General features: G+C 44.5%; 24 protein-coding genes. 9 read left to right on the top strand and 15 right to left on the bottom strand.

Features of this window, described 5'->3' with window-relative positions; all coding sequences use genetic code 11:
• Position 1: 1 nt before the first annotated feature.
• The 10 genes from rapZ to AB4512_RS06735 all read right to left on the bottom strand — a co-directional run bounded on the left by rapZ (position 2) and on the right by AB4512_RS06735 (position 7,492).
• On the bottom strand, positions 2-871 hold the full coding sequence (gene rapZ, locus AB4512_RS06780; protein WP_017063735.1) for an RNase adapter RapZ: 870 nt from the start codon (positions 869-871) through the stop codon (positions 2-4).
• 1 nt (position 872) lies between these two features.
• Positions 873-1,334, bottom strand: coding sequence for a PTS IIA-like nitrogen regulatory protein PtsN (ptsN, locus tag AB4512_RS06775; protein ID WP_004738707.1), 462 nt, complete (start codon positions 1,332-1,334; stop codon positions 873-875).
• Between the two features lies 1 nt (position 1,335).
• A complete protein-coding gene (gene hpf / locus AB4512_RS06770; RefSeq protein WP_009847742.1) occupies positions 1,336-1,623 on the bottom strand; it encodes a ribosome hibernation promoting factor in 288 nt (95 codons plus the stop codon).
• A 62-nt stretch (positions 1,624-1,685) separates the two neighbouring features.
• The gene (locus tag AB4512_RS06765) at positions 1,686-3,146 is read right to left on the bottom strand and encodes an RNA polymerase factor sigma-54 (protein ID WP_019821454.1); all 1,461 of its coding nucleotides are present in this window, start codon (positions 3,144-3,146) and stop codon (positions 1,686-1,688) included.
• 54 nt (positions 3,147-3,200) lie between these two features.
• Positions 3,201-3,926, bottom strand: coding sequence for an LPS export ABC transporter ATP-binding protein (gene lptB, locus AB4512_RS06760; RefSeq protein ID WP_004735304.1), 726 nt, complete (start codon positions 3,924-3,926; stop codon positions 3,201-3,203).
• A 2-nt stretch (positions 3,927-3,928) separates the two neighbouring features.
• Complete coding sequence (lptA, locus tag AB4512_RS06755) at positions 3,929-4,423, bottom strand: lipopolysaccharide transport periplasmic protein LptA (protein WP_017058914.1); 495 nt, start codon at positions 4,421-4,423, stop codon at positions 3,929-3,931.
• Positions 4,404-4,967, bottom strand: coding sequence for an LPS export ABC transporter periplasmic protein LptC (gene lptC, locus AB4512_RS06750; protein ID WP_004735306.1), 564 nt, complete (start codon positions 4,965-4,967; stop codon positions 4,404-4,406). Before lptC ends, lptA begins: the two co-directional genes overlap by 20 nt.
• Positions 4,964-5,521 (bottom strand): 3-deoxy-manno-octulosonate-8-phosphatase KdsC, encoded by a 558-nt coding sequence (kdsC, locus tag AB4512_RS06745; RefSeq protein ID WP_017058916.1) that lies wholly within the window; start codon positions 5,519-5,521, stop codon positions 4,964-4,966. The genes lptC and kdsC overlap by 4 nt, the downstream gene beginning before the upstream one ends.
• A complete protein-coding gene (gene kdsD, locus AB4512_RS06740) occupies positions 5,521-6,492 on the bottom strand; it encodes an arabinose-5-phosphate isomerase KdsD (RefSeq protein WP_017058917.1) in 972 nt (323 codons plus the stop codon). Before kdsD ends, kdsC begins: the two co-directional genes overlap by 1 nt.
• A gap of 34 nt (positions 6,493-6,526) precedes the next feature.
• Complete coding sequence (locus AB4512_RS06735) at positions 6,527-7,492, bottom strand: calcium/sodium antiporter (protein WP_017063737.1); 966 nt, start codon at positions 7,490-7,492, stop codon at positions 6,527-6,529.
• A 264-nt stretch (positions 7,493-7,756) separates the two neighbouring features.
• On the opposite strand from AB4512_RS06735, the gene mlaF reads away from it, so the two are divergent.
• The 8 genes from mlaF (at position 7,757) to AB4512_RS06695 (ending at position 13,236) form a co-directional block, all read left to right on the top strand.
• On the top strand, positions 7,757-8,551 hold the full coding sequence (gene mlaF, locus AB4512_RS06730; RefSeq protein ID WP_171733232.1) for a phospholipid ABC transporter ATP-binding protein MlaF: 795 nt from the start codon (positions 7,757-7,759) through the stop codon (positions 8,549-8,551).
• A 1-nt stretch (position 8,552) separates the two neighbouring features.
• Entirely contained in the window at positions 8,553-9,332 is a 780-nt protein-coding gene (gene mlaE, locus AB4512_RS06725; RefSeq protein WP_017058920.1) for a lipid asymmetry maintenance ABC transporter permease subunit MlaE, read from the top strand.
• 2 nt (positions 9,333-9,334) lie between these two features.
• Complete coding sequence (gene mlaD, locus AB4512_RS06720; protein ID WP_017058921.1) at positions 9,335-9,826, top strand: outer membrane lipid asymmetry maintenance protein MlaD; 492 nt, start codon at positions 9,335-9,337, stop codon at positions 9,824-9,826.
• Positions 9,827-9,878: 52 nt separating this feature from the next.
• Positions 9,879-10,508, top strand: a complete 630-nt coding sequence (locus AB4512_RS06715) for a phospholipid-binding protein MlaC (RefSeq protein ID WP_120459707.1) — start codon at positions 9,879-9,881, stop codon at positions 10,506-10,508.
• On the top strand, positions 10,508-10,816 hold the full coding sequence (locus AB4512_RS06710) for a lipid asymmetry maintenance protein MlaB (protein WP_017058923.1): 309 nt from the start codon (positions 10,508-10,510) through the stop codon (positions 10,814-10,816). Before AB4512_RS06715 ends, AB4512_RS06710 begins: the two co-directional genes overlap by 1 nt.
• A gap of 13 nt (positions 10,817-10,829) precedes the next feature.
• A complete protein-coding gene (gene ibaG, locus AB4512_RS06705) occupies positions 10,830-11,084 on the top strand; it encodes a BolA family iron metabolism protein IbaG (RefSeq protein ID WP_017058924.1) in 255 nt (84 codons plus the stop codon).
• A gap of 8 nt (positions 11,085-11,092) precedes the next feature.
• A complete protein-coding gene (murA, locus tag AB4512_RS06700) occupies positions 11,093-12,358 on the top strand; it encodes a UDP-N-acetylglucosamine 1-carboxyvinyltransferase (RefSeq protein ID WP_372174654.1) in 1,266 nt (421 codons plus the stop codon).
• A gap of 152 nt (positions 12,359-12,510) precedes the next feature.
• Positions 12,511-13,236 (top strand): 1-acylglycerol-3-phosphate O-acyltransferase, encoded by a 726-nt coding sequence (locus AB4512_RS06695; RefSeq protein WP_372174652.1) that lies wholly within the window; start codon positions 12,511-12,513, stop codon positions 13,234-13,236.
• A 125-nt stretch (positions 13,237-13,361) separates the two neighbouring features.
• Here the strand turns inward: AB4512_RS06695 and AB4512_RS06690 are convergent, their stop codons facing one another.
• The 5 genes from AB4512_RS06690 to arcA all read right to left on the bottom strand — a co-directional run bounded on the left by AB4512_RS06690 (position 13,362) and on the right by arcA (position 17,940).
• A complete protein-coding gene (locus AB4512_RS06690; protein ID WP_004735319.1) occupies positions 13,362-13,751 on the bottom strand; it encodes a RidA family protein in 390 nt (129 codons plus the stop codon).
• Between the two features lie 136 nt (positions 13,752-13,887).
• Positions 13,888-14,349 (bottom strand): aspartate carbamoyltransferase regulatory subunit, encoded by a 462-nt coding sequence (gene pyrI / locus AB4512_RS06685; RefSeq protein ID WP_017058927.1) that lies wholly within the window; start codon positions 14,347-14,349, stop codon positions 13,888-13,890.
• A 12-nt stretch (positions 14,350-14,361) separates the two neighbouring features.
• A complete protein-coding gene (gene pyrB / locus AB4512_RS06680; RefSeq protein WP_012604860.1) occupies positions 14,362-15,291 on the bottom strand; it encodes an aspartate carbamoyltransferase in 930 nt (309 codons plus the stop codon).
• Between the two features lie 266 nt (positions 15,292-15,557).
• Positions 15,558-16,562 carry an ornithine carbamoyltransferase gene (locus AB4512_RS06675; protein ID WP_017066667.1) on the bottom strand — a complete coding sequence of 335 codons (1,005 nt, stop codon included), beginning with the start codon at positions 16,560-16,562 and terminating at the stop codon, positions 15,558-15,560.
• 157 nt (positions 16,563-16,719) lie between these two features.
• A complete protein-coding gene (arcA, locus tag AB4512_RS06670) occupies positions 16,720-17,940 on the bottom strand; it encodes an arginine deiminase (RefSeq protein ID WP_017063739.1) in 1,221 nt (406 codons plus the stop codon).
• A gap of 576 nt (positions 17,941-18,516) precedes the next feature.
• Between arcA and rraB the strand changes: the two genes are divergently transcribed.
• A complete protein-coding gene (gene rraB, locus AB4512_RS06665; RefSeq protein ID WP_017058930.1) occupies positions 18,517-18,933 on the top strand; it encodes a ribonuclease E inhibitor RraB in 417 nt (138 codons plus the stop codon).
• The last annotated feature ends 248 nt before the right edge of the window (positions 18,934-19,181 follow it).

Here is a 19,181-nt window from a genome sequence, read left to right as displayed (position 1 = left end):
GTTAGCCCTGTTGGTGCTTCTCTAGGGAGGCGTGTCTGATTTGAACTTGATGGCCAAGTTGCTCAAAGTACTCACCAATTTTCTGGGTTAGATAAACCGAGCGGTGTTTGCCGCCAGTACAGCCAATCGCGACCGTTAGGTAACTGCGATTGTTCTTCTCTAACATTGGTAACCACTGTTCAACAAAGCCTTGGATCTGTTGCTTGAGTTCCAGAACTTCTGAATGTTCTTCTAGAAAGGAGTGAATTGGTGCATCTAGCCCGGTTAGTGGTCGTAGTGCAGGTTCCCAGTGAGGGTTCGGCAAAAAGCGAACATCAAACACGTAGTCGGCATCACTTGGCAAGCCATACTTAAAACCGAAAGATTGAAAGACGATGATCAGCTCTTGCTTCTCTTTGCCTTCAACTTTAAATCGAACCTTTTCACTCAATTCGTAGAGGTTGCAGTCACTGCTGTCGATCACAATGCTGGCGTGCTCTGCGAGAGGTGTCAGAAGTGTCTTCTCTAAATCAATCGCTTGCTCAAGAGAGAGCTTTTCTTGGCCAATTGATAAAGGGTGGATTCTGCGGGTTTCGCTGTAGCGCTTAAGGAGTGTCTGCTTGCTGGCATCGAGGAACAATACATCAACATCGATGTTTGTAGCTGACTCGAGTTGCTCGAGCGTGTCGGTGACTAACTGAGGCTCTTTCGGTAGGTTACGTATATCAATACTTACCGCAACGTTTTGGTTGCTTTCGCGTACCGATTCGACAAAGTTGTTGAGCAGGTTTACTGGTAGATTATCGACACAGTAATACCCCAAGTCTTCTAGGACTCGTAACGCAACACTTTTACCGGCCCCTGATTGGCCACTAACCACGATTAATCGCATGTTATTGCTCGCAAGTTGGCACTTGAATCATGATGTCGTAAAGCTCTTGATCGCTCTGAGCATTACGCAGCTGTTTAAGAGTCTGCTTGTCGTTTAGTCGTTCTGCCATACAAGAAAGGGTTTTTAGATGCTCTTTGCATTGTTCGCTAGGAACAAGCAGGGCAAATAGTAGGTCGACAGGACGATTATCAATCGCATCAAATTCGATAGGATCTTGGCATTGCAGTAATACAGCTATCGCTTTATCACTGACATTCATACGAGCATGGGGAATCGCGATACCATTACCAATACCGGTACTGCCCATCTTCTCACGGCTCAACATACACTCAAATAGCTCTGTTGAATCTTGACCGCAGCTCTCAGCTGCTATCTGGCTGATGAGCTCAAGGGCTCTTTTTTTGCTTGTGCATTGGACTGCACTTTTGGTGCAGTCCAATGAAAGTACTTCGCTTAATTGCATGTTAGTGACTACTTAGCTTTTCTTTGTGCTTGTTGAGTTGGCGGACGAGTTTATCAACCAATGAATCAATCGCGGCATACATGCTTTCATCTGTTGCTGTCGCATGGATTTCCCCCTGATTTATATGCAGGGTAGCTTCTGCGATTTGATTGATTTTCTCAACTTTTAAAACAACCTGAACGCTATTGATATGATCAAAGAAGCGCTCAAGTTTGTCGAATTTGGTGTGAACATAGTCTTGCATTGAATCGGTAAGATCAACGTGATGGCCTTGAATATTGATTTGCATAGACTTTCCTTTTCAGTTGGTTGCCTGATCATAGTTGCTAAGTAACTAGCGACTAAATGAGCTTATAGCAGGCGTTTACGCTGACTCGATGGGGCAATGCCCAGAGACTCACGGTATTTCGCTATGGTACGTCTAGCTACCTGAATTCCTTGGTCAGCCAGTAAAGCAGCAATCTTACTATCACTTAGAGGCTTCGCGGTATTTTCCGCTGCGACAAGCTTCTTGATGAGTGCGCGAATTGCTGTAGATGAACATTCACCGCCATTGTCAGTGCTGACATGGCTTGAGAAAAAGTATTTGAGCTCGAAGATGCCACGTGGCGTATGCATGAATTTTTGAGTCGTCACACGAGAGATCGTGGATTCGTGCATATCAACAGCTAACGCAACATCATTAAGAACCATTGGCTTCATCGCTTCTTCGCCATGTTCGAAGAAATCACGCTGATGTTCAACAATGCATCGCGCAACTTTGAGTAGCGTCTCATTTCGGCTCTCTAGGCTTTTAATTAACCACTTTGCTTCTTGCAAATTTGAGCGGATGTATTGATTGTCGGCGCTGTTGCCTTTACTGCCCAGATCAGCGTACTGCTGATTCACTTTCAGTTTAGGCACGCTATCAGGGTTAATGGTCACTAACCATTTGCCAAGGTCTTTGAAGACAGATACATCCGGGACCACATACTCAGTTTCATCCGGAGTAATCTTACTGCCAGGGCGAGGGTCCAGCTGTTGAATAAGCTGCAAAACTTCACGTAGTTCTGCTTCTTTCAACTTGGTTTCTTTGATAACCAATTTGTAATCACGGTTACCAAGTTGGTCAATATGGCTAGTAAGTACTAACTTAGCTTCGTTGAGCCAAGGAGTATCTTGAGGGAAGGTTGCCAGTTGCAGTAATAAGCAATCTTGCAGATTGATTGACCCGACACCTAGCGGATCAAACTGCTGAATTCGTTTACGTACCGCTTCAATTTCATCAAGCTCGATCTCTTCATTGTCGAAGTTTTCAAGGATGTCTTCACAAGTTACAGTGAGGTAGCCATAGTCATCGATGGCATCAATCAACGCGAAAGCTATGCTTCGGTCGGTGTCAGTGAATGGTGTTAGATCGAGTTGCCAAAGTAGGTAATCGTGCAGGCTTTGAGTGGTTTCACCTTGGTAAACAGGCATGTCGTCATCAACTGCAATACCTGTATTACCGGTGTTTGCGCTGTAGACGTCTTCCCAAGTTGTGTCGATTTCTAGTTCGTTGCCAATCTCTGATTTTTCGATTAAGTCTGAACTATCAGGTAAGTCTTGCTCTGTGGCTTCAACGGTTTCTTTTTCGTCACTGCTAGGTTTTTCTTCCGATGTTGGCGTGTCTTCATTGCCTTCTTCGACATCGAGTAGTGGGTTAGATTCAAGTGCTTCTTGAATCTCTTGTTGCAAATCTAAAGTAGACAATTGCAACAAACGAATCGCTTGCTGCAATTGAGGAGTCATTGCTAACTGTTGGCCTAGCTTAAGTTGTAATGAGGGTTTCATTCAGTGTGACTTACCTAGTTATTATTCTTAGAACTCTCGATACTCTCTATATAATCATAGACGGAATTGTTCGCCTAGATAAACTTGTTTAACTTGTTCGTTATTGAGAACATCTTCAGGAGTACCCTCAGCGATCAGGTGTCCTTGGCTTACGATGTAAGCTTTTTCACACACGTCTAATGTTTCACGAACGTTGTGGTCGGTAATCAAAACGCCCAAGCCGCGATCACGCAGGTGAACAATGATTTTTTTGATATCGATTACTGAGATCGGGTCAACACCGGCGAATGGTTCATCCAATAGAATGAACTGCGGGTTTGCTGCTAGTGCACGAGCAATCTCTACACGACGACGCTCACCACCCGACAGAGCCATACCATTGCTGGTGCGGATATGTTGGATGTGGAACTCTTCTAGCAGGTCTTCCAGCTTATCTTGGCGTTGTTCGTTGGTCATTTCATCACGGGTTTGTAAAACCGCCATGATGTTGTTCTCTACGGACAACTTACGGAAAATCGATGCTTCTTGAGGCAGGTAACCGATACCAAGACGAGAGCGGCTGTGCATTGGTAAGATACTGATGTCTCGGTCATCAATGCTGATGGTACCTTCATCACGCGCCACCAAACCAACAATCATATAGAAAGATGTGGTTTTACCTGCACCGTTAGGCCCAAGCAGACCGACGATCTGGCCTGACTCTACCTGTAAGCTTACATCGGTAACAACCTTACGTTTACTGTAGGTTTTCGCTAGGTTTTTTGCTTTAAGAACAGCCATCGTTACTTATTCACTTCCGTTGGTTGTAAAACCGTTGACACTCGTTTGTTTTCACCACTGTCAGCGACTAATTTCTGAGAACCGATCTGGTAAGTGATCTTAGAACCGCGAATGATGCTGCCATCTTGAGATAACATCGCATTCTTAGTCATGATCAGTCGGTCGGCAACAAGCTGGTAGTGCAGGTCGTCAGCTTCACCGTAGAGTGTCTTACCGTCGTCAGTAAGCTGAGAGAAGGTTGCTGGCTTACCGAAGCCTTGAATTTCTTCAATCTCACCGTTTACGGCGTTACGAGTAACAATAACCTTATCGGCATTGATATTGATGCTGCCTTGTTTAAGGTTCACATCACCAAGGAAAGTCACTTGGTTACTTTTCATATCCAATTGCTGGCTGTCTGAGTCAATGTAGACAGGTTGCTCACTATCCGAAGACAGAGCATAGACATTAGGTGCCGCAAGGGTCAAAGCGAATAAACTAAGGTGTAAGAGTTTCATATCTACCTTGAACAGAATTAAAGAGGGTTGCATTGTTGGTACCGAAGTTACCTTTCATTGCTTGTCCCTCAGTTTCAAAAAATGTACCGATCATATGGACCGGAGTCTCTGAATAAAAATCTCGGCTAGGCAGCTCAACAACCATTTTATCTGTGGTCATTGTATCGAAGCTGGCTTCTGGCAACAGGTTCTTTGCTACGACGTTGTCATAAAACGTGACAACTTGATTCTCATCCATAATCGCGCGATCAGCGGTGACTTGCCATTCAATCGTGTGCCCTTCACGGAATACCGAAAGAACTGGGTTTTGAAAGTGCGTATCGCCAACTACTGAGTAGTGTTCTAAATACGTCGATTCAACCTGATAGCTGCGAATACCGCTTTCGTCGTAGCTAATGTTGTTCAGGCTTTTGCCACTAAACGCGGGCAGCTCCAAATTTGGAGCCACTTGTATCGTTGATGTTTGCTCTTTGTCGTACAAGTAATAGGTCGACCAAGAGGCAATAAATATGAGTATTAAATAGATAATACGAGTAAAACTCATATGCTTAAACCTTTATGCACGTCGAGTTCATTTCTTGCTTGTAAAATAAGGTCACAGACTTCACGTACCGCGCCATGACCACCGTTAATGGTTGTCACGTAGTTTGCACGCTTTGCAAGTAGCGGGTGCCCATCTGCCACACAGACCTTCAAGCCAACTTTTTCCATTACAGGCCAGTCAATCAGATCGTCTCCGATGTAACCTGTATTTTCAGGGTTTACAGAAAGCTTATCGCAAATATCTTGGTATGCCTTAACTTTATCGTCTTGACCTTGATAAATCAGCTTAATGCCTAGAGCGGTCATACGATTCTCAACAATTTGAGATTTGCGACCCGTGATGATCGCGATTTCAATGCCTGCGTTCATCAGTGATTTGATACCGTAACCGTCACGAGTGTGGAAGGTTTTCAGCTCTTCACCGTTGTTGCCCATGTAGATGCGACCATCAGAGAAGACACCATCGACATCGCAAATCAGCAGTTTGATCTCTTTTGCAATTGCAAATACATCTGAGTTAACAGTGCCGTATAGAGTTTCGACTGTCTGTGTCATTACATTACTCCTGCTTTCAGTAAGTCATGCATGTTTAACGCTCCGACTAATTTACCTTCTTGGCATAACATCAGGCCATTGATGCTCTTCGCTTGCATCAAGTTTAAGCCCTCAACCGCGAGCATGTTTGGCTCGGCTACCGTCGGGTTTAGCGTCATCACATCACCGATCTGCGTGTTATGGATATCAACGCGTTTGTCTAAGATACGGCGTAAATCACCATCGGTAAAAATACCGGCCATTTGGCCATCTTCACCAACGATTGCTGTCATGCCTAAGCCTTTCTGAGATATCTCTAGTAGAGCGTCTCTTACTAGTGCGTCGGGTGCTACAACAGGAAGTGAATCGCCTGTGTGCATGATGTCGTCGAGCTTCAACAGCAGCTGACGACCTAAAGCGCCACCAGGATGAGACAGGGCAAAGTCTTGAGCGGTGAAGCCTCGAGCCTGCAAAAGTGCAACGGCTAATGCATCACCCATGACCAAAGTCGCCGTGGTGCTTGTTGTTGGTGCTAAGCCCAGCGGACAAGCTTCTTCCGGTACTGAAATTTGTAAATGGATATCAGACAGGGTTGCCATGTTTGATGCTGGCTTGCCTGTCATGCTGATGATCTTGATGCTCAGACGCTTTAACACAGGAAATAGGCTGAGGATTTCTCCCGATTCGCCGGAGTTGGATATTGCAATCACAATATCACCAGGTTCGATCATGCCTAAGTCGCCATGCGCCGCTTCGCCTGGGTGAACAAAGAAAGCCGATGTCCCGGTACTTGCCAATGTTGCTGCGATTTTGTTGCCAATGTGGCCTGATTTACCCATGCCCATCACAACGACTTTGCCTTTGTTGTTCAGGATAAGGTCGCAAGCTTTACAAAAATCATCATTAAAATATTGGTCTAATTGAGTGAGACCTGCAACTTCGGTTTCCAAAACTTGTTTTGCAACGCTGCGGTAATCAAATGGCTGAGACATCAAATACTCCAAGTACGGGAAGTTAAATCAACAATTAAGCCGACATGTTCATTAATAGGTAACTTTGGTAGGCCACGAACGTCACAATTAACACGCCGCCTTCAATACGATTCACACTACGAGATTTTCCTAGTGCCATCACAACAAGTAGTAGCGATACGCCTAGCATTACCCAGAAGTCACGACCCATAGCGAACTCGCTCAAGATCGAAGGGTTTAGGATGCCCGGGATACCCATAACAGCAAGGATGTTGAATACGTTTGAACCAATGATATTACCTACAGCCATATCATCTTCACCCTTCATAACGCCGGCTAGTGATGCTGCAAGTTCAGGAAGGCTAGTACCAACAGCAATGATGGTTAAACCAATGACAAGGTCGCTCATGCCGAAGAACTTCGCGATGATCACAGCGTTATCTACCAGCATATCAGCAGCTAAAGGTAGGACGATTAGACCAATCACGACCCACATTGCAGCCTTAGGGTTACTTACGCCTTCAGGGATCTCTGATTCTTGCTCATCAAGGAAAGCATCGCCGTTCTTTTTCTCGCTGCGGCTGATTTGCAACATAGCAAACAAAAACGCGGCAAAAAGAACAAACAACAACACGCCTTCATAGAAGCCTAAATGGTTATCCCACAATAGGGCGCCCGCTAGCAGAGTGACACCGATCATTAATGGTAGTTCACGACGAATCACGCCTGAGCTAATCGATAACGGCTTGATAAGGGCTGTAATACCTAAAATCAGCGCGATGTTGGCGATGTTAGAGCCCAGTACGTTGCCTACAGCTGTATCTGTTTTGCCATCAAGGGCTGCTGTCGCAGAAACCATCATTTCAGGAGCCGAAGACCCCATTGCTAAGATCGTCATACCGATAACTAGTGGTGAAATACCGAAGTTGCGAGCAAGAGCAGCGGCACCGTAAACCAGCTTATCTGCACTCCACACCAAAAAACCTAGACCGATAATAAGAAACGCAATCGCTTCAAGCATGATGATTCCTAAAAAATTAATAAAAACGGAGAATTAACCGCTAATTTTGACCTGTTGCTAGATAAAAGGGAAGTCACTCGGCAAATTAATTACCAGTTAGCAGGCAAGAAAGAGAGATCAATAGATAATTTCCTAATGCTTTCAAATCCCTGCATAGATTCCTGTTTAATATGAATTAATTGAACAGTGCTTTTAATTCTAAAGTAGACTCATTATTATTGCAGCCATAATTGGCGTTTTTTAAAGCAAGGAAACAACAAAAATATGTTGAACACTGAGCTTGTGAAAGTTAAGAACCTCAGCTTCTCACGTGGTGAGCGCGTTATCTTTGATGACATCAGTTTAGAGGTGCCTCAAGGCAAGATAACCGCAATCATGGGGCCGTCTGGGATTGGCAAAACGACTTTACTGCGTTTGATTGGTGGGCAACTGCCGCCAGATGAAGGCGAAATTTGGTTTGATGGCGACAATGTCCCTGCATTATCACGTCGAAAGCTGTATCAAGCACGTAAGAAAATGAGCATGCTATTTCAATCGGGTGCGCTTTTTACGGATCTCAATGTCTTTGATAATGTGGCGTTTCCGCTGCGAGAGCACACTGAACTTAATGAAAAATTCATTCGTACCATCGTATTACTTAAGCTTGAAGCGGTAGGATTACGTGGTGCTGCGCAATTGATGCCGAGTGAGTTGTCTGGCGGAATGGCTAGGCGTGCCGCACTGGCGCGCGCAATCGCACTGGATCCAGAACTTATCATGTACGATGAGCCGTTTGTTGGCCAAGATCCCATCACCATGGGCGTATTGGTTGAATTGATACGAAATCTCAATCAAGCCTTGGGCTTAACCTCGATTGTTGTTTCTCACGATGTGCCAGAGGTGATGAGTATTGCTGATTGGGTTTACCTCATGGCAGATAGCAAGATTATTGCCGCTGGAACACCTGATGAGTTGTACAACAATAGCGATCCGAGAGTGCAGCAATTTTTGCAAGGCGAAGCCGATGGTCCAGTACCATTTAGATTCCCTGCGAAGAGCTTAGAAAAGGATTTGTTTTAATATGATTGTTAAAACTATTGCGGGTGTCGGTAAGCGTACACTTGCGAGCTGTGAGTCATTTGGTCGAGCAAGCCTGATGTTATTTGGGGCTTTGTTTGGCATCCCGCGACTAAAAAACTTCCCCTTATTAGTAAAACAACTTTATAGCGTTGGCGTTCAGTCATTGGCTATTATTTTAGTTTCGGGTCTGTTTATCGGCATGGTGCTCAGCCTGCAGGGCTATGTCGTGTTAATTGACTACGGCGCTGAGGGAAACCTTGGTCAAATGGTCGCGCTTTCACTGTTGCGTGAGTTGGGGCCTGTGGTGACTGCGTTATTATTTGCAGGTCGAGCCGGTTCAGCACTCACGGCAGAGATTGGGTTAATGAAGGCAACAGAGCAGATCTCAAGCCTTGAGATGATGGCCGTTGACCCTCTTAAACGCATTATTGCACCACGTCTTTGGGCCGGGCTTATCTCAATGCCACTGCTTGCTATGATTTTTATGGCGGTAGGTATTTGGGGCGGTCAACTGGTTGGTGTTGATTGGAAAGGCATTGATCACGGCAGTTTCTGGTCTGCGATGCAGTCTTCAGTAGAACTTGGCCGAGATATTGGTAACAGCATGATCAAATGTATGGTCTTCGCTATCACCGTAACTTGGATCGCACTTTTCAATGGTTATGACGCAGTACCGACTTCAGAAGGTATCAGTCAGGCAACCACACGCACTGTAGTGCACTCTTCTCTAGCGGTACTAGGGCTAGATTTTGTTCTTACCGCATTGATGTTTGGGAATTAATCATGCAACAAACTCGAAAATTAGAATTATGGGTCGGCACCTTTGTTATTGCCGGAATTTGCGCAATCTTAATCATGATCTTTCAAGTCGCTGACGTAAAAGGCATAGGTTCGAACCATACTTACAATCTAAAAGCGACCTTTGACAACATTGGCAGCCTAAAAGTTCGTTCTCCAGTGAAAGTGGGTGGCGTCGTTGTTGGACGAGTTAAAAGCATTGAGCTTGATACCGAGAGCTACCTTCCTGTCGTTGAACTGTCTATTGACGGGAAGTACTCACAATTTCCAGATACCTCTAGTGCTCAAATTTTAACATCTGGCTTAATTGGTGAGCAGTACATTAGTCTGGTTCCAGGCTTCATTTTTGATGATGAAGAGATGTTGGTCGATGGTGATTCAATTGAAGACACTAAGTCAGCATTGGTACTAGAAGATTTGATTGGCCAAGTGCTGTATAGCGTTGGTGGTTCTAATGACAGCGAAGCTAAGGAATAAGATAATGTTGAAAACTATTAGTTATTTAAAAGCTATTGGTTACTTGAAATCAATGTTTATGGCGGCAATGGCGTTGCTTATTTCTACCCAAGCCTTTGCTGCAGAATCGATTGACCGTACTCAGCCTTACCAGATGATGACTCAAGTTGCCGAAGTGGCATTTGAGCGTTTGAAGAGTGAACAAGACAACATCCACCAAGATCCAGAGTTATTGAAGGTCATCGTGGAAGAAGAGTTGATGCCTTATGTGAATGCACAATATGCAGCTCTTAAGTTACTTGGACCAAACTTGAAAGGCGCGGATAGAAAAGACGTGGGCGTGTTTATCGATTCATTCCGTAAATACCTTGTTTCTTCTTATGCCCAAGTGCTGACTCAATACACAGATCAGACGATTGAATTTGGTCCAGAACCAAAAATCAAAGCGGATAGCCGCATTACCAGTATCAAGGTCGACATCATCGATACGCCGCGACCAAACATTAAGCTTGAATTTAAGCTTCGCAAAGACAAGAAATCTGGCGAGTGGAAAGCATTTGATATGGTTGCCGAAGGTATTAGCTTGTTGTCGAGCAAGCAATCGGAGTGGAATACTAAGATTCGTCAAGAAGGCATCTTACAAGTTGCAGACGAACTAGAGAAATTAGCCGCACAACCGATTCGTTTTGAGAGTAACAAATAATGAGCCATTCTCAATGGCAAGCACTAAGCTCTAAAGAGTATCAACTGTTCGGTGATTTAGACCGAGACAGTGTCCCTGCAATCTGGCGTATATTGGAAAAGTGGCAAACGACGGAATCGAGCGTTGAAATTGACCTTAGCCATATAAATCGAGTCGATTCAGCAGGAATGGTGATGCTAATTCACTTATTAGAGCATGCAAAAAATCAAAACTGTCATATAATGCTCAGTTTCGTGCCAGAACAATTACGAACGTTGTTCCAATTGAGCAATATCCAGCCAATGATGGCAGAACACATAAAAAATTAGGCAGGAGCTATTTGTGGACAGCACAAAAGTACAAGAATTATTAGCAGAAGCACTGAACCTTCAGGAAATTTTCGTGAAAGGGGAAGGCAGTCATTACGAAGTTGTTGCGGTTGATCCATGTTTTGACGGCATGAATCGAGTTAAGAAGCAGCAACTAATCTACGGCCCACTAATGGAATACATTCAACGCAATGACATCCATGCTCTTTCTATTAAGGCTTTCACGCCGGAAGAGTGGGAACGTGATAAGAAACTGATGTCACTTTAAGGTTTATGATGGAAAAGTTTCGAGTTATTGGATCGGATAAGCCGCTAAGCGGTGAAGTGACGATCTCAGGCGCAAAAAATGCAGCGCTACCTATCTTATTTGCTTCAATTCTTGCTGAAGAGCCAGTGGAAGTAAGTAACGTTCCTCACCTACGTGACATCGATACTACGATGGAACTGCTTAAGCGTTTAGGCGCAAAAGTATCGCGTAATGGTAGTGTTCATGTTGATGGCAGCGAAATTAATGAATTTTGTGCGCCTTACGATTTAGTGAAAACAATGCGTGCTTCTATCTGGGCTTTAGGTCCTCTAGTCGCTCGTTTTGGTGAAGGCCAAGTGTCACTTCCAGGCGGTTGTGCAATTGGTGCTCGACCTGTTGATCTGCATATCCACGGTCTAGAGCAACTAGGTGCGACCATTAAGTTGGAAGATGGTTATGTGAAAGCAAGTGTTGATGGCCGTCTGAAAGGCGCGCACATCGTGATGGATAAAGTAAGTGTGGGTGCCACCATTACTATCATGTGTGCAGCAACGCTAGCGGAAGGAACAACAGTACTCGATAACTCAGCGCGTGAGCCTGAGATTGTTGATACGGCTGACTTCCTAAACAAACTGGGTGCTAAAATTTCTGGCGCAGGTACAGATACGATTACTATCGAAGGCGTTGAACGTCTTGGTGGTGGCCAACACTCTGTGGTTGCTGACCGTATTGAAACAGGTACTTTCCTGGTTGCTGCTGCTGTTTCTGGCGGTAAAGTGGTTTGTCGCAACACCAACGCTCATCTTCTTGAAGCTGCCTTAGCGAAGCTTGAAGAAGCGGGTGCGAAGGTTGAAACGGGCGAAGACTGGATCAGTCTTGATATGACGGGTCGTGAACTGAAAGCGGTGAAAATCGTAACGGCACCTCACCCTGGTTTCCCAACCGACATGCAAGCACAGTTTACTCTGCTTAACATGATGGCGAAGGGCAGTGGTGTTATCACTGAGACTATCTTTGAAAACCGTTTTATGCACATTCCTGAGTTACAGCGAATGGGTGCAAAAGCGGAAATCGAAGGTAACACGGCTATCTGTGGTGAAACGGAAAAACTGAGCGGCGCTCAAGTAATGGCAACGGACCTTCGCGCATCTGCGAGCCTTGTTATTGCTGGCTGTATTGCTCAAGGTGAAACCATCGTTGACCGTATTTATCACATCGATCGTGGCTACGATAAGATTGAAGATAAATTGTCAGCCTTAGGCGCAAACATTATACGATTTAGTGAGTCGAACTAACTTAGGTTAGTGGATTCATGAATCAGTAAGATGAAAACATAAAAGTCGGAACCTTGGTTTCGGCTTTTTTATAGTTGTATTTACCGCGAGTAAATCTATTGCTCATTTTTGCGCGAATAGATGAATCAACTTGGCGGTCGGTGAGGAACAAAATGATAGCAATATTACGTATTTTCGCAGTGGCGATATTTGCGATTCTTATGTTTGTATTTGGTTGTGGTTACTGCCTATTAAGTCCACGCAACCCGAAACACGTATTTACCTTTGGCCGTTATTTCGGTCGCATGTCGAAGATCTTCGGCATGAAGTTAGAGCTTCGCATCCCAGAAGATGCCTACTCTCGCGGCCAACATGTTTATGTGGCGAACCACCAAAACAGCTGGGATCTATTCACGATTTCATCAGCGGTAACGCCAAAAGTGGTAACTGTTGGTAAGAAAAGCCTAGTGTGGATGCCTCTATTTGGTCAGCTTTACTGGTTGACGGGTAACATCCTAATTGACCGTGCTAACCGTAGCAAAGCGGTAGGTACGATTGATCAGGTCGTGACGAGTCTAAAAGAGAGCGATGTTTCAGTTTGGATGTTCCCTGAAGGCACTCGTTCTCGTGGCCGTGGTCTGCTGCCATTCAAAACAGGTGCATTCCATGCTGCGATTGGTGCTGGCTTGCCTATCATCCCTATCGTGTGTAGCTCAACCGGTGGCGTGAAGCTAAACCGTTGGAACAATGGTCACGTGATTGTTGAAATGCTGCCACCAATCAGCACTGAAGGCTACGACAAGTCTAATGTTCGTGAACTGGCTAACCTAGTTCGTGAGCAGATGGCTGCGAAACTTGAAGAGTTAGACAAAGAAGTGGTTGAGCTTAATAAAAAGTAATTATCTAAGCGAAACGATGAACAATAAAAAAGGTTGCCAACTGGGCAACCTTTTTTTGTATCTAATAAACACCCAGTATTACGCTAAGTCGTTTATTAGAAGGTGTTTAATCTAAAGATTAAAACCTATTTGCGAACCGCAATAGCTTCGATCTCGATACCTACATCTTTTGGCAGACGAGCTACTTCAACACATGAACGTGCAGGGTAGTTTGCAACGCCGTGCTCATCGAAGAATTTACCGTAAACTTCGTTTACTGTGCCGAAGTCGTTTAGGTCTTTAACGAATACCGTTAGTTTTACGATGTCTTTTACAGTCAGGCCTGAAGCTTCAACAACCGCTTGAACGTTGTCTAGAGATTGGCGAGCTTGCTCTGCGATATCAGCAGATACTTCACCAGTTGCTGGATTTACTGGGATTTGACCAGAAGTCAGTACCATGTTGCCAAGGTCAACGCCTTGTACGTATGGGCCGATTGCAGCTGGAGCAGATTCTGTGTGAAGTACTTTAGTCATTGGTTTATTCCATCAGTTATTAGATAAAAATCAATTTTCAGTGTGCCTTCAAACTTTGGATAGGTAAAGCGCAAAATACCCCGCACAGGCGAGGTATTTGATAGTTTTTACATTCGGTCTTCTTTGCAGTATGACGTTATCTTTCTGTCACGATCTCGCGAGAGAAGACTTTTTCGCAATACTTACACTTCAATCGAATATCTTCTTTCTTTTCAAAGATCTTAAAGCTGCTTTCAACCGGTTCATTGTGAGTAATACAGTTAGTATTTGGACACTCGAACACATCGTTGATTTGCTCAGGAAGTTCTAGTGGTAGCTTCTTAACTACTTCGTAATCTTCTATTTGGTTCACTGTTGCATGAGGCGCATAAAGTGCCAGCTTGCTCGCCTGTTCTTCTGTGATAAACACATTCTCAATCTTGAGCAGGTCTTTTCCGCCCAGTGCAGAAGACGGTAGATTCAGGCCAATCGTCACGCGCTGATGAGAGTTGTGCATGTCGAACAGTTTTAGCACCTTGATCCCGATATTGGCTGGGATATGGTCGATAACAGTACCGTTTCTGATTGCTTCAACTTTTAATTGAGTCTCTTTAGACATGATATCTCTCCTCTACAGCGTTTCGTTAAGAACAAGGGCTAGCAATGCTTCACGGGCGTAAACACCATTCTCTGCTTGCTGGAAGTAGTAAGCGTAAGGTGTTTTATCGACATCGACAGTAATTTCATCAACGCGAGGAAGAGGGTGCAGAACCTTCAGGTTATCGCGTGCATTTTCCAGCATCGAAGCGGTCAGGATGTATGCGGATTTTATGTGCGCGTATTCTGACTCATCGAAGCGCTCTTTTTGAACTCGAGTCATGTACAAGACATCGAGCTCAGGAATCACATCTTCCATGTCCGTCAATAGTTGGTACTTGATGCCCGCTTCATCAAGCTCTTCGCAAATGTAGTCTGGCATCGCTAGTGCTTCTGGAGCCACGAAGTAGAAACAGATGTTGTCGAACTTCGCTAGTGCTTGAGTCAACGAGTGAACCGTACGGCCGTACTTAAGGTCACCAACGAATGCAACGTTTAGGTTGTCGAGGCGGCCTTGTGTCTCAGCTATAGAGAATAGGTCTAATAACGTTTGTGTTGGGTGTTGGTTTGCGCCGTCACCTGCGTTAATAACAGGAACACCGTTTGAGAACTCAGAAGCCAGACGCGCTGCGCCTTCTTGAGGGTGACGCATCACGTAAGCGTCAACGTATGAAGAGATAACCTGTACCGAGTCCGCTAGCGTTTCGCCTTTCTTTGCCAAAGAAGTGTTACCACCACTGTCGAAACCAATCACATCACCACCGATGCGTTGAATCGCAGTTTCAAAAGAGAGACGAGTTCGCGTAGAAGGTTCGAAGAAGCAGCTGGCAACAACTTTGTTCTTGATGAGTTCTGGGTTTGGCTCAGCCTTTAGCTGACCTGCCGTTTGAACAATTAATTCTAGCTCTTCACGAGAAAGCTCTGGAATTGAGATGATGTGCTTTTGATAGAGCGAATTCGCCATGATCTTCTTCCCCACAATAATGTATTGGCCATAAAAAAGCCCCCCATAATGGGAGGCTTTAAAAAAGTGCTGAAAAGCAGAATAGACGGCCTGGTAAGCATCTTAGCTTACGAGCAATATTTGGTGTTTTCACAATATTACTATGTGTTATCACAATATTGGTTGGCGTCATTTTCACTACTCTCAGACAAATTGCCGAGAATTATACGCTTTCAATTTGTGAGCGCAAGCGATTACATCAAGCTTTTGTTTACTTTCAGTATTCGCTATTGACCCAGTGTCGCAACCATCACCGCTTTGATGGTATGCATGCGATTCTCAGCTTCATCAAACACAATTGAGTAATCCGATTCAAAGACTTCATCAGTAACTTCTAAACCGTTCATTCCATACTTATCTGCGACTTGCTGGCCGATCACGGTTTCATTGTTATGGAAAGCGGGTAGGCAGTGCATGAATTTCACTTGAGGATTGCCAGTGAGCTTAATGACATCCATATTCACTTGGTATGGTTTCATTACCGCTACACGTTCGTCCCAAGCTTCAGGGGCCTCGCCCATTGAAACCCAAACATCGGTATAAAGGAAATCACAGCCTTGAACACCTTCAGCAACGTCTTCTGTCAGCGTGATGTTGGCACCTGTGCTTTGCGCGATAGCTTGGCACTCTTCAACAAGCTGCTCTTCTGGCCAAAAGGCTTTTGGCGCGACAAGGCGAATATCCATGCCCATCTTCGCGGCTCCGACTAACAGAGAGTTACCCATGTTATTGCGTGCATCGCCTAGATAAGCAAAGCTGATTTGGTGTAGATGCTTCCCGCGGCCATGCTCAAGCATAGTGAGGAAATCAGCCAAGATCTGAGTAGGGTGGAACTCATCGGTTAAGCCATTCCAAACCGGCACGCCCGCATAAGCGCCTAAGTCTTCAACGATACTCTGACCAAAGCCACGATACTCGATGCCATCGTACATGCGTCCCAATACACGCGCCGTATCTTTCATTGATTCTTTTTGACCAATCTGAGAACCAGAAGGGCCAAGGTAAGAGACTTGAGCACCTTGATCAAAGGCGGCCACTTCAAACGCACATCGTGTTCGAGTTGATGCTTTCTCGAAGATCAAAGCAATGTTTTTGCCGTTGAGTTTCTTCTGCTCAGTGCCTGCATACTTAGCTTTTTTTAGGTCAGCAGACAGGTCGAGTAAAAACTGAATCTCTTTAGGAGTAAAGTCGAGAAGTTTTAGAAAGTTACGATTGCGAAGATTAAAGGCCATCTCTCGCTCCTTGCGTATATAGAATCAATGAAGAACTTAGTTAAACATAAAAATGCTATATTTGTGAATATTTATTTTATTAATTTGATAAAAAAGGCCAGTAAATGAATACTGGCCTAGATAAGACTATTGAGTCTGTTTAACTGAGCTCTTTGACTTAGATACCGTCTCTTTCGATAGGGCAACTCATACAGCGCGCGCCGCCACGACCACGGCCTAGCTCGTTGCCAGGAATCGTTAGAACTTCGATACCCGCTTTGTCGTATTTCTCATTGGTGTAAACATTACGCTCATAACCAATCACGGTACCAGGTTTCACTGTCAGTACGTTGTTAGCGTCATTCCACTGTTCACGCTCAGCTTCGTAGTTATCACCGCCGGTAGTGATGATCTTCAGTTGATCAAGGCCTAGTGCGCCTTCAATCGCTGACAGGTAGTTTTCAGCTTTCTCGACACGCATTTCGCCGTTTTCTTTTGGCGTTAAGCGCCAAGTGTCGAGGTCTTTACGAACGATCTCTGGATAGACAGAGAACGTGTCGATATCCATGTGTGTCATCACCGTATCAAGGTGCATACAAGAGCGGTGTTTTGGTAGATCGATCGCAATCACTTCGCTCGCTTGGCCTGATCTAAATAGGCTAGCCGCTAGGTTTTCGACACCTTGTGGTTTCGTACGCTCTGAAATACCAACCAGTACCGCACCTTTACCGATAACCAGTACGTCACCGCCTTCAATGTTAGCGTTGTCATAGTGAAGGTCTTCGTCACCAAAGTACTTAATGAAATCTTGGCCTGCGAACACTGGGTGCCAGCGGTAGATAGCACGCAGGTGGTTCGTTTCACGTTGACGTGCAGGCTTCATCATTGGGTTAAGCGATACACCACCGTAAACCCAGCAAGAAGTATCTCGCGTAAATAGGTGGTTAGGCAGTGGCTCGATAACGAAATCGAGTGGTCGATGCATTTTAGGCAGCATCGATGATGATTTGATAGGAAGCTCAGAGTAGGCCAAGCCACCGAGTAAGATCGTTGCTAGATGCTCATTATCCATTTGAGCAAGGTAGTTTCTTAAGTCACGGGCGAAAGTCGGCCCATAACGGAAATCTGAGATTTGAGTATTCAGCAACCACTCACGAGCCTGAGATACGGCAAGCGTTTCTACTAGCAGGTCATGCAGCAGTAGTACTTCTACGTCTTGGCTGCGCAGCGTTTCTGCAAAGGCATCATGTTCTTCACCAGCGGCTTCAACGGCAAGTACATCATCAAATAGAAGCTCATGACAGTTTGAAGGGGTGAGGTGGGTGAGTGCTCTTTCAGGTCTATTTAGGAGAACTCGTCTCAATTGACCGACTTCGGAGCCAACGTACAGCTTACTCATTTTGCATCCTTACTATTAATCCAGCGTCTATTTATGACAAGCTTGTCCGTAATATGCAAGTTTTGTAGATTGAGTTAATACAAGGTATTTGGGTAATAATTGGTCATAAAACCTGTGATTTTTAAGTTTATACAGATTAAATTCCAACTAACTGGCTATCGAACGGAACAACGTTTTTGAGGATCTATGCTCAATTCGTGGCTTGTTAGAATTGAATTTTGCTTATTAATCGTGATTTTTTATTCACTATTATGCACTTTTTGATAACAAGCTGAGGATTTATGCACCCCAAAAGCGGTTTAGCGTATGCACCTAACGTGACTAATCACGCAAGTTTTATTCAATAAGCCCTAAAGTGGCCACAAAAACGAAATGCTAAAATACGGCGCAGTTAATAAAATGTTGAAAATTTGTTTCTGTGATTTTGATTTCACTTTTGAATTGATATTGGCGCTGCGATCTCGCGATAAACTTACCTTTCTAGGCCTGATCTGGGTGGCTTTTCTGGACGATCCGTGCCATATTTCGTGACAATCAAATTTGATCTTTTCATAGTCAACACTCTGGAGCAGACACATGTCTCACGAAGATGAATATCTATCAGTAGCGGAATTAATTGAATTTCAAAAGGAAGAGACTCGCGACATCATTACAGCATTAATTGAAGATGGTAGCGATCCTGAAGCTCTATACGATATCGAGCATCACCTATTTGCTGAAGATTTCGATGTGCTTGAGAAAGCGGTTGTTGAAGCATTCAAAATGGGCTTTGAAGTGCTTGAAGCTGAAGAGACAGAAGACGAAGATGGCAATAAGCTACTTTGTTGTGATGCAACGATGCAATGTACTCTGAATGCAGAAGCGATTGATGAGCAAGTTGAGAAGCTTGTAAACCTTGCAGAGAAGTTTGACATTATCTACGACGGCTGGGGCACTTACTACGAAGGTGAAGATGCTATCTACCCAGACGAAGATGATGAAGGCGAAGAGTAATTCTTTCCCAATTTTAAAAAATGCCAGCCTCGAGCTGGCATTTTTTTACCCTCAGAAAAATAAATGTCTTTATATGCATTCATTCATTATAATGCGGTCAAAATTGATCTAGCTCAAGGAATGATATGCGGTTGCTTCTCGATGGTCTTTGGCAAATTTCGCCACTGACGGATCTCTCTATCCCACAAGATGACATCACCTTTCCGGCTCCGTTAAGCTCAAAGCTCCCTGATAGCTTGAGTGAAAGT

The sequence above is a fragment of the Vibrio sp. 10N.222.52.B7 genome (assembly GCF_041474275.1).
GTDB classification, from domain to species: domain Bacteria; phylum Pseudomonadota; class Gammaproteobacteria; order Enterobacterales; family Vibrionaceae; genus Vibrio; species Vibrio crassostreae_C.
This window is presented reverse-complemented; position numbering and strand designations above follow the sequence as displayed.

Excerpts from the sequence above, each read along its gene's own strand:
- rapZ (WP_017063735.1), bottom strand. The coding sequence starts at position 871 with ATGCGATTAATCGTGGTTAGTGGCCAATCAGGGGCCGGTAAAAGTGTT.
- ptsN (WP_004738707.1), bottom strand. The coding sequence starts at position 1,334 with ATGCAATTAAGCGAAGTACTTTCATTGGACTGCACCAAAAGTGCAGTC.
- hpf (WP_009847742.1), bottom strand. The coding sequence starts at position 1,623 with ATGCAAATCAATATTCAAGGCCATCACGTTGATCTTACCGATTCAATG.
- AB4512_RS06765 (WP_019821454.1), bottom strand. The coding sequence starts at position 3,146 with ATGAAACCCTCATTACAACTTAAGCTAGGCCAACAGTTAGCAATGACT.
- lptB (WP_004735304.1), bottom strand. The coding sequence starts at position 3,926 with ATGGCTGTTCTTAAAGCAAAAAACCTAGCGAAAACCTACAGTAAACGT.
- lptA (WP_017058914.1), bottom strand. The coding sequence starts at position 4,423 with ATGAAACTCTTACACCTTAGTTTATTCGCTTTGACCCTTGCGGCACCT.
- lptC (WP_004735306.1), bottom strand. The coding sequence starts at position 4,967 with ATGAGTTTTACTCGTATTATCTATTTAATACTCATATTTATTGCCTCT.
- kdsC (WP_017058916.1), bottom strand. The coding sequence starts at position 5,521 with ATGACACAGACAGTCGAAACTCTATACGGCACTGTTAACTCAGATGTA.
- kdsD (WP_017058917.1), bottom strand. The coding sequence starts at position 6,492 with ATGTCTCAGCCATTTGATTACCGCAGCGTTGCAAAACAAGTTTTGGAA.
- AB4512_RS06735 (WP_017063737.1), bottom strand. The coding sequence starts at position 7,492 with ATGCTTGAAGCGATTGCGTTTCTTATTATCGGTCTAGGTTTTTTGGTG.
- mlaF (WP_171733232.1), top strand. The coding sequence starts at position 7,757 with ATGTTGAACACTGAGCTTGTGAAAGTTAAGAACCTCAGCTTCTCACGT.
- mlaE (WP_017058920.1), top strand. The coding sequence starts at position 8,553 with ATGATTGTTAAAACTATTGCGGGTGTCGGTAAGCGTACACTTGCGAGC.
- mlaD (WP_017058921.1), top strand. The coding sequence starts at position 9,335 with ATGCAACAAACTCGAAAATTAGAATTATGGGTCGGCACCTTTGTTATT.
- AB4512_RS06715 (WP_120459707.1), top strand. The coding sequence starts at position 9,879 with ATGTTTATGGCGGCAATGGCGTTGCTTATTTCTACCCAAGCCTTTGCT.
- AB4512_RS06710 (WP_017058923.1), top strand. The coding sequence starts at position 10,508 with ATGAGCCATTCTCAATGGCAAGCACTAAGCTCTAAAGAGTATCAACTG.
- murA (WP_372174654.1), top strand. The coding sequence starts at position 11,093 with ATGGAAAAGTTTCGAGTTATTGGATCGGATAAGCCGCTAAGCGGTGAA.
- AB4512_RS06695 (WP_372174652.1), top strand. The coding sequence starts at position 12,511 with ATGATAGCAATATTACGTATTTTCGCAGTGGCGATATTTGCGATTCTT.
- AB4512_RS06690 (WP_004735319.1), bottom strand. The coding sequence starts at position 13,751 with ATGACTAAAGTACTTCACACAGAATCTGCTCCAGCTGCAATCGGCCCA.
- pyrI (WP_017058927.1), bottom strand. The coding sequence starts at position 14,349 with ATGTCTAAAGAGACTCAATTAAAAGTTGAAGCAATCAGAAACGGTACT.
- pyrB (WP_012604860.1), bottom strand. The coding sequence starts at position 15,291 with ATGGCGAATTCGCTCTATCAAAAGCACATCATCTCAATTCCAGAGCTT.
- AB4512_RS06675 (WP_017066667.1), bottom strand. The coding sequence starts at position 16,562 with ATGGCCTTTAATCTTCGCAATCGTAACTTTCTAAAACTTCTCGACTTT.
- arcA (WP_017063739.1), bottom strand. The coding sequence starts at position 17,940 with ATGAGTAAGCTGTACGTTGGCTCCGAAGTCGGTCAATTGAGACGAGTT.
- rraB (WP_017058930.1), top strand. The coding sequence starts at position 18,517 with ATGTCTCACGAAGATGAATATCTATCAGTAGCGGAATTAATTGAATTT.